Origin of the sequence: Tabrizicola sp. (genome assembly GCF_041913445.1) — a bacterium.
Lineage (GTDB): Bacteria > Pseudomonadota > Alphaproteobacteria > Rhodobacterales > Rhodobacteraceae > Tabrizicola.
Genome location: NZ_JAYSFG010000045.1, coordinates 1 through 8,307 on the forward strand (window position 1 = coordinate 1; position 8,307 = coordinate 8,307).

The 8,307-nt window shown below is 66.3% G+C and carries 5 protein-coding genes and 1 pseudogene; 5 read left to right on the forward strand and 1 reads right to left on the reverse strand.

The genetic code is table 11. The features are described from left to right. Nucleotides 1–57: 57 nt before the first annotated feature. Nucleotides 58–1,383, reverse strand: a complete 1,326-nt coding sequence (locus ACE3Q6_RS22020) for an aspartate aminotransferase family protein (protein WP_374437229.1) — start codon at nt 1,381–1,383, stop codon at nt 58–60. A 269-nt stretch (nt 1,384–1,652) separates the two neighbouring features. On the opposite strand from ACE3Q6_RS22020, the gene sucC reads away from it, so the two are divergent. The 5 genes and pseudogenes from sucC to ACE3Q6_RS22045 form a co-directional block, all read left to right on the forward strand. Next, a complete protein-coding gene (sucC, locus tag ACE3Q6_RS22025; protein WP_374437230.1) occupies nt 1,653–2,846 on the forward strand; it encodes an ADP-forming succinate--CoA ligase subunit beta in 1,194 nt (397 codons plus the stop codon). Between the two features lie 5 nt (nt 2,847–2,851). Then, complete coding sequence (gene sucD, locus ACE3Q6_RS22030) at nt 2,852–3,736, forward strand: succinate--CoA ligase subunit alpha (RefSeq protein WP_374437233.1); 885 nt, start codon at nt 2,852–2,854, stop codon at nt 3,734–3,736. Between the two features lie 69 nt (nt 3,737–3,805). Continuing rightward, nucleotides 3,806–4,540, forward strand: coding sequence for a hypothetical protein (locus tag ACE3Q6_RS22035; RefSeq protein WP_374437235.1), 735 nt, complete (start codon nt 3,806–3,808; stop codon nt 4,538–4,540). A 19-nt stretch (nt 4,541–4,559) separates the two neighbouring features. After that, the gene (locus tag ACE3Q6_RS22040; protein WP_374437237.1) at nt 4,560–7,529 is read left to right on the forward strand and encodes a 2-oxoglutarate dehydrogenase E1 component; all 2,970 of its coding nucleotides are present in this window, start codon (nt 4,560–4,562) and stop codon (nt 7,527–7,529) included. Between the two features lie 21 nt (nt 7,530–7,550). Continuing rightward, nucleotides 7,551–8,307, forward strand: a pseudogene (locus tag ACE3Q6_RS22045) (biotin/lipoyl-containing protein); the annotation flags it as partial.

Consider the following 8,307-nt stretch of genomic DNA (forward strand, 5'->3'; position numbering starts at 1 on the left):
GAAATCGCATCGGAGCCTTCGAAGGCTCCGGTCCGGAGTTTTCGAAAACTCCGGCGCTCAGCCCAAATCGTTCAGCACCGTCTCCAGCGTCGCCACCAGCTTGTCGGCGATTTCGTCCAGCTCCCCGTCCGTCGCATTGAACGGCGGCGCGAGGATCACCGTGTCCCCCGCCGCCCCGTCGACATGCCCGCCCGAGGGATAACAGATCAGCCCTCGCCGCAGCCCCTCGGCCCGGATGCGCCCGTTCACCCCCAGCGCGGCGTCGAACGGGGCCTTCGTCCCGGGGTCCGCCACCAGTTCCACCCCGATGAAATACCCCCGCCCCCGCACGTTGCCCACCTGCGGCAGATGCGCCATCCGCGCCCGCAGCTCCGCCTGCCAGCGCGGCCCCTTGTCCCGGATGCGGGCCAGAAGCCCCTCTTCCTGCACGATCTTCTGCACCGCCACCCCTGCGGCCAGACAAGCCGTGTGCCCGGTATAGGTATGCCCCGTCAGCGGCCCGCCATGCCCCGCCGCCATCACCTCTGCAATCTCCTTGGTGTAGACCGCAGCTCCCAGCGGCAGGTAGCCCCCCGACAGCGACTTCGCCACCGTGATGATGTCCGCCGTGATCCCGTCCTCCTCGGACGCCCGCCACACCCCCGTCCGGCCCGAGCCACACATCACCTCGTCGCAGATCACCAGCACCCCGTGCCGCCGGCAGACCTCGGCCACCGCGCGCCCATAGCCCTCGGGCGCAGGCAAGGCGCCCCCAGCCGCCCCCACCACCGGCTCCCAGATAAACGCCGCGACCGTCTCCGGCCCCAGCCGCAAAATCTCCGCCTCCAGCTCCGCCGCCAGGTGCGCGACCAGCCCCTCCCGCGTCACCCCCGAAGGCAACCGATAAGCATTCGCCGCACTGACCCGCCCGACCGAGGGCAAGGCCCCCGCAAAAGCCCGCTGCCGCTCCTCAAACCCCGACAGCGCCGTCGCCATCAGCGTGTTCCCGTGCCAGGACCGCCGGCGAGCGATGAACTTCACCCGCCCCGGCTCCCCCCGGTCATAATGATACTGCAGCGCGATCTTCACCGCGCTTTCCACCGCCTCCGACCCCGAGGTCGTGTAGACCATGTCCGCCAGCCCAGTTGCCTGACGGAGCATCTCGCTCATCTCCTCCAGCGGGTCCGAGCTGAAGAGATACCGGTAGCCATAGGCCACCTTCTCCATCTGCTTCGCCACCGCCTCGTTCACGCGCGGGTCGCCGTGGCCCACCGAAAACACCGCAGGGCCCCCGGAGCCGTCGATGTATTGTTTCCCCGAGACATCCCACAGATAGACCCCCCGCCCGTGGCTGATCTTCGGCAGCACGTCTTGCGTGATGTCATTGGCACTCGGGCGCGGCATGGCGGTCTCCTCTTTTCTGCGGACCAGCCTTCGCAAGCCCCCCGATCCTTGTCAATCTGACCATGCAAAGGGTGATTCGCAGGCTCATCTGGCGTTACCGCCACCATGTGATCACGATTTTCCGCCGCGTGATCACACGCTTTCACAGCGTGATCACATCCGGCATTTTCACGGCATTTTGCCCGCTTTACAGGCATTTGCCGTTTGGCCCGCGCCCCAACCCATGCCAGAACGCCCCTGACCAATCCCGGCCGTCGAAGGGGCACCAGATGAACATCCACGAATACCAGGCCAAGGCACTTCTGCGCAGCTACGGCATCCCCGTGTCCGACGGCCGCGTCGTCCTCCGCGCGGAAGAGGCCAAGACCGCCGCCGGCGAACTCGACGGGCCGCTCTGGGTGGTGAAGGCGCAGATCCACGCCGGCGGCCGCGGCAAGGGCCATTTCAAGGAACCCGAAGCCGGGGAAAAGGGCGGCGTCCGCCTGGCCCGCTCGGTCGGCGAAGCCGCCGAATTCGCCCGCCAGATGCTGGGCCGCACCCTCGTCACCGTCCAGACCGGCGCCACCGGCAAGCAGGTCAACCGCATCTACATCGAAGACGGCAGCGACATCGAGCGTGAGTTCTACCTGGCCTTCCTGATCGACCGCCAGACCAGCCGCATCTCCATCGTCGCCTCCACCGAAGGCGGCATGTCGATCGAGGACGTGGCCCACGACACGCCCGAGAAGATCCACACCTTCACCATCGACCCGGCCACGGGCCTGCAGGACTTCCACGGCCGCCGCGTGGCCTTTGCGCTCGGCCTCTCCGGCCAGCAGGTCAAATCCTGCGTCCAGATCGTCAAGAAGCTCTACCAGCTCTTCCTCGACAAGGACATGGACATGCTGGAGATCAACCCCTTCTGCGTGTTGAAGGACGGCTCCCTCCGCCTCCTCGACGCGAAGATGGGCTTCGATGGCAACGCGATCTACCGCCACCCCGACATCGCCGCCCTGCGGGACGAGACCGAGGAAGACCCGAAGGAACTCGCCGCGTCGAAGTTCGACCTCAACTACATCGCGCTGGATGGCGAGATCGGCTGCATGGTCAACGGCGCGGGCCTCGCCATGGCCACGATGGACATCATCAAGCTCTACGGCGCCGAACCCGCCAACTTCCTTGACGTCGGCGGCGGCGCGACGAAGGAGAAGGTGACCGAGGCCTTCAAGATCATCACCTCCGACCCGAACGTGAAGGGCATCCTCGTCAACATCTTCGGCGGCATCATGCGCTGCGACATCATCGCCGAGGGCGTGATCGCCGCGGTCAAGGAAGTCGGCCTCAAGGTCCCGCTGGTCGTCCGGCTTGAGGGCACCAACGTCGATCTCGGCAAGAAGATCATCAACGATTCCGGCCTGAACGTCATCGCAGCCGACGACCTGTCGGATGCGGCCCGGAAGATCGTCAAAGCGGTGAAAGGCTGAAGTCCATGTCCGTCCTCGTCAACAAATCCACCAAAGTCATCTGCCAGGGCTTCACCGGCTCGCAAGGCACCTTCCACTCCGAACAGGCCATCGCCTACGGCACGCAAATGGTCGGCGGCGTGACCCCCGGCAAAGGCGGGACCGAGCATCTGGGCCTTCCCGTCTTCGACTCCGTCCATGAGGCCGTCGCCAAGACCGGAGCAGATGCGACCGCAATCTACGTGCCCCCGCCCTTCGCCGCCGACTCGATCCTCGAAGCCATCGACGCCGAGATCCCGCTGATCGTCTGCATCACCGAAGGCATCCCGGTCCTCGACATGATGAAGGTCAAGCGCGCGCTCATCAACTCGAAGTCCCGTCTCATCGGCCCGAACTGCCCCGGCGTCCTGACCCCCGGCGAATGCAAGATCGGCATCATGCCGGGCTCCATCTTCTCAAAAGGCTCCGTGGGCGTCGTCTCCCGCTCGGGCACGCTCACCTATGAGGCCGTGAAGCAGACCACCGACGTTGGCCTCGGCCAGACCACCGCCGTCGGCATCGGCGGCGACCCGATCAAGGGGACCGAGCATATCGACGTGCTCGAGATGTTCCTCGCCGACCCCGCCACCCAGTCGATCATCATGATCGGCGAGATTGGCGGTTCTGCCGAAGAGGAAGCCGCCCAGTTCCTCGCCGACGAAAAGAAGCGCGGCCGCTGGAAGCCGACCGCCGGCTTCATCGCCGGTCGCACCGCCCCCCCGGGCCGCCGCATGGGCCACGCTGGTGCCATCGTGGCCGGTGGCAAGGGTGATGCTGGCAGCAAGATCGAGGCGATGAAATCGGCCGGGATCGTGGTGGCCGACAGCCCCGCAGGCCTGGGCGAGGCCGTGCTGAAGGCGATCAAGGGGTAAGATGCAAAGGGACGCGATCTCTCCGTGGGCCAGCCAGGGCCTGCCCTCGGGGGCGGCGGGGGTGGTGACATGACCGCACTCCTGATGACCGCAACCATCGCGCCCGACCCCGCAGCCGCGGCGCACACGCAGTTCGATCCGGCCCAGCGCCTTGCCGAATATCAGGCTGCGCTGGTCCACTACCTGCGCGTGCCGGACCTGAAGATCCTCTTCGTCGACAACTCCGCTTACCCGCTCGATGCGCTGAAAGAGCTGGCCGCCAGGGCCGGGCGCGAAGTGCTGTTCCACAGCTACAAAAGCCCCGTCCCCCCAGCCTTCGGCAAGGGCAAGGGCGAGATGGAGCTGATCGCCACGGCGCTGGACCAGTTCCGTTCCCGCCTGGGCGAAGATGAGCCGGTCTGGAAAGTCACGGGTCGGCTGATCGTGGACAACCTCGACGACCTCATCGCCACCCAGCCGCAGGGTTTTTCGGTATACGCCGACTGCCGCGACGTGCCCCTGATCGGCGAGGCCTTGGGCGGTAACCAGTGGACCGACACCAAGCTTATCGCTTTCACGCCAGCGGGCTTTCGCAGCCTTATTCACCACGACTGGCCTGATGAGCACTTTACTGTTGAAAAGCTTCTCTACCAGCGACTGAAGCCCCATCTGGGTCGCAAGGACATCACCCCCCGCTTCCGCGTGCAGCCCGAATTCCGGGGCACCTCGGGCGGATCGGGCAAGAACTACCGCTCGTTCGGAAACCGCAGCAAATCCACCATCCGCCGGATCGCGCGCCGCGTCGCGCCCTGGCTCTGGCTTTGAAAGACAAGAGGGTAATCGCATGACCGACCAATCCCCCACCGCCGCCTTCGCCGCCTCGTCCTTCCTCGACGGAGCCAACGCCGATTACGTCGACCAGCTCGCCGCCCGCCATGCCGCGGACCCGGCCTCGGTCGACCCGCAATGGGCCGCCTTCTTCCAGTCGCTCGGCGACAGCGAGGTCGACACCAAGCGCGCCGCCTCCGGCCCCTCCTGGGCCCGCGCCGACTGGCCGCCGACCCCCGCCGACGAGCTGACCGCCGCGCTCACCGGCGAATGGGCCGCACCGCCGCCCGCCAGGGAAGGCAAGGCCGCTGGCCAGAAGATCGCCGCCAAGGCCGCCGAGGCCGGGGTCCAGCTCTCCGACGAACAGATCCAGCGCGCCGTCCTCGATTCCATCCGCGCGCTGATGATCATCCGCGCCTACCGGATCCGCGGCCACCTCGCCGCCGACCTCGATCCGCTGGGCCTGGCCGAGAAGAAATCCCACCCGGAACTTGATCCGGCCTCCTACGGCTTCTCGGAAGCCGACATGGACCGCCCGATCTTCATCGACAACGTGCTGGGCCTGACCCACGCCTCGATGCGCCAGATCATCGACATCCTGAAGCGCACCTACTGCGGCACCTTCGCGCTGCAGTACATGCACATCTCGGACCCGGAACAGGCGTCGTGGCTGAAGGAACGCATCGAAGGCTACGGCAAGGAAATCGCCTTCACCCGCGAGGGCCGGAAGGCCATCCTGAACAAGCTCGTGGAAGCCGAGGGCTACGAAAAGTTCCTCCACGTCAAGTACATGGGGACCAAGCGCTTCGGCCTTGACGGCGGTGAGGCGCTGATCCCGGCGATGGAGCAGATCATCAAGCGCGGCGGCGCGCTTGGGGTGAAGGAAATCATCATCGGGATGCCCCACCGCGGGCGCCTGAACATCCTCGCCAACGTCATGCAGAAACCCTACCGGGCGATCTTCCACGAATTCCAGGGCGGCTCCTACAAGCCCGAGGACGTGGACGGCTCCGGCGACGTGAAATACCACCTTGGCGCCTCCAGCGACCGCGAGTTCGACGGCAACAAGGTCCACCTGTCTCTCACTGCGAACCCCTCGCACCTGGAAGCGGTGAACCCCGTCGTCCTCGGCAAGGCCCGCGCCAAGCAGGACCAGATGAACGACCAGGCGGAACGCATCGCCGTCCTGCCGATCCTCCTCCACGGCGACGCGGCCTTTGCCGGCCAGGGCGTCGTGGCGGAATGCCTGCAACTGTCGGGCATCAAGGGCCACCGCACCGGCGGCTGCATCCATATCATCGTCAACAACCAGATCGGCTTCACCACCGCCCCGTCCTTCAGCCGCACCTCGCCCTACCCGACGGACATCGCCCTGATGGTCGAGGCGCCGATCTTCCACGTCAACGGCGACGACCCCGAGGCCGTGGTCCACGCGGCCCGCGTCGCCACCGAGTTCCGCCAGAAGTTCCACAAGGACGTGGTCATCGACATCTTCTGCTACCGCCGCTTCGGTCACAACGAAGGCGACGAGCCGATGTTCACCAACCCGGCGATGTACAACCGCATCCGCAAGCAGAAGACGACGCTCCAGCTCTACACCGACCGCCTCGTCGCCGACGGCCTGATCCCCGAAGGCGAGATCGAGCAGATGAAGGCCGCCTTCCAGGCCCGGCTCAACGAAGAGTTCGAGGCCGGCAAGGCCTTCCTTCCGAACAAGGCCGACTGGCTCGACGGCCGCTGGAAGAACCTGCAGACCAAGGACCTGAACAACTACCAGCGCGGCGAAACCTGGATCAAGGCCGAGACCCTGGCCGAGGTCGGGGCGGCGCTGACCCGCGTGCCCGAAGGGTTCGATTTGCACAAGACCGTGGCCCGCCAGCTGGAAGCCAAGCGGGAAATGTTTGCAAAAGGTCAAGGCTTCGACTGGGCGACCGCCGAGGCGCTGGCTTTCGGCTCGCTTCAGGTGGAAGGCTTCAACGTCCGCCTCTCCGGCCAGGACTGCACCCGCGGCACCTTCTCGCAGCGCCACTCCGGCTGGATCGACCAGACGACCGAGGAACGCCACTACCCCCTGAACCACATCCGTCCCGGCCAGGCGCGGTATGAGGTCATCGACTCGATGCTCTCGGAATATGCCGTCCTCGGCTTCGAATACGGCTACTCGCTGTCCGAACCGAACGCGCTCACCCTCTGGGAAGCCCAGTTCGGCGACTTCGCCAACGGCGCGCAGATCATGTTCGACCAGTTCATCAACTCGTCGGAATCGAAGTGGCTGCGGATGTCCGGCCTCGTCGTCCTCCTCCCCCACGGGTTCGAAGGCCAGGGCCCGGAACACTCCTCGGCCCGCCTGGAACGCTTCCTGCAACTCAGCGCCGAGGACAACTGGATCGTCGCCAACTGCACCACCCCGGCGAACTACTTCCACATCCTCCGCCGCCAGCTGCACCGGACCTACCGGAAGCCGCTGATCCTGATGACGCCGAAGTCGCTCCTGCGGCACCCGATGGCGATCTCCCGCGCGGAAGACTTCACCGACGGCTCCACCTTCCACCGCGTCCTCTGGGACGACGCGCAGAAGGGCAACTCCACCCTCAAGCTCAAGGCCGACGACAAGATCAAGCGCGTCGTCCTCTGCTCGGGCAAGGTCTACTACGACCTCCTCGCCGAACGTGACGCGCAAGGGCTGGACGACGTCTACCTCCTCCGCGTCGAACAGCTCTACCCGCTGCCCACCATCTCCTTGGGCCAGGAACTCGCCCGCTTCCCGAAAGCGGAATTCATCTGGTGCCAGGAAGAGCCCAAGAACCAGGGCGCCTGGCTCTTCATCGAGCCGGACATGGAGCAGATCCTGACCAAGGTCCGCGGCAAGACGACCCGCATGTCCTACGCCGGCCGCAAGGCCAGCGCGTCGCCCGCCACGGGCCTCGCCTCCCGCCACAAGCATGAACAGCAAACCCTCGTCGCCCAGGCCCTGGGCCTGAACTGACCTTGGAAAGACCGGAGAAGAAAAATGACTGACGTGATGGTCCCCGCCCTTGGCGAATCCGTGTCCGAGGCCACCGTGTCCACCTGGTTCAAGAAGCCGGGCGACGCCGTGAAGCAGGACGAGATGCTGTGCGAGCTTGAAACCGACAAGGTCTCGGTCGAGGTCCCCTCGCCGGTCTCGGGCGTGCTGGCCGAAATCCTCGCCCCCGAAGGCACCACCGTGGCAGCGAACGCCCGCCTCGCCATCGTGACCGAAGGCGCCGCTGCCGCCCCCACCGCGCAGAAGCCCAAGACCGAGGACCCGAAGATCGAGGCCGCTGCCGCCGTCGGCTCCCCCGGCGCAGGTCATGAGGAAGTCACCCCCCGCGCCGACGTGGAAAACGCCCCCTCGGCCAAGAAGGCCCTGGCCGAGGCCGGCCTGTCCGCCGATGAGGTCAAGGGCACTGGCCGCGACGGTCGCATCATGAAGGAAGACGTGGCCAAGGCCGTCGCCACCCCGGCCCCCGCCGCGGCCCCGGCCCCGGCCGCCGCGCCCGCGCCCGTCTCCGTCCCCCGCGCGCCCATCCCGGCCGAGGACGCCGCGCGTGAGGAACGCGTCAAGATGACCCGCCTGCGGGCCACCATCGCCCGCCGCCTGAAGGACGCGCAGAACACCGCCGCGATGCTGACGACCTACAACGAGGTCGACATGTCCGGCATCATGTCCTTGCGCAACGAATACAAGGACGCCTTCGAGAAGAAGCACGGCGTCAAGCTCGGCTTCATGTCCTTCTTCGTGA